This is a genomic window from Aquirufa sp. A-Brett2-15D (genome assembly GCF_054558735.1).
The window spans coordinates 1-317 of sequence record NZ_JBSKFT010000019.1 but is presented as its reverse complement, the minus strand read 5'-3'; the positions used below and the strand labels follow the sequence as shown (position 1 = coordinate 317).

Annotated in this window: 1 protein-coding gene; it reads left to right on the top strand. The window is 40.1% G+C overall.

The window, feature by feature from the left end:
* Positions 1-317 (top strand): hypothetical protein (locus ACST14_RS10965; protein WP_459463478.1); only part of this gene is annotated, 317 nt, incomplete at both ends.

Below are 317 nucleotides of genomic sequence, written 5' to 3'. Positions count from 1 at the left end.
CTAATACCAATTCGATCGCCGGACTCGATACACGAGTGAGTTCCAATACAAGTAGCATTACTGCTGAGATAACAAGAGCAACTGCTGCAGAATTAGCATTAACGAATGGAGTAAATGCAAACACAGCAAGCATAACTTCTAATACCAATTCGATCGCAGGTCTTGATACACGAGTTACTTCCAATACAAATAGTATTACTGCTGAGATAACAAGAGCAACTGCTGCAGAATTAGCATTAACGAATGGAGTAAATGCAAACACAGCTAGCATAACTTCTAATACCAATTCGATTGCAGGACTCGATACACGAGTGAGT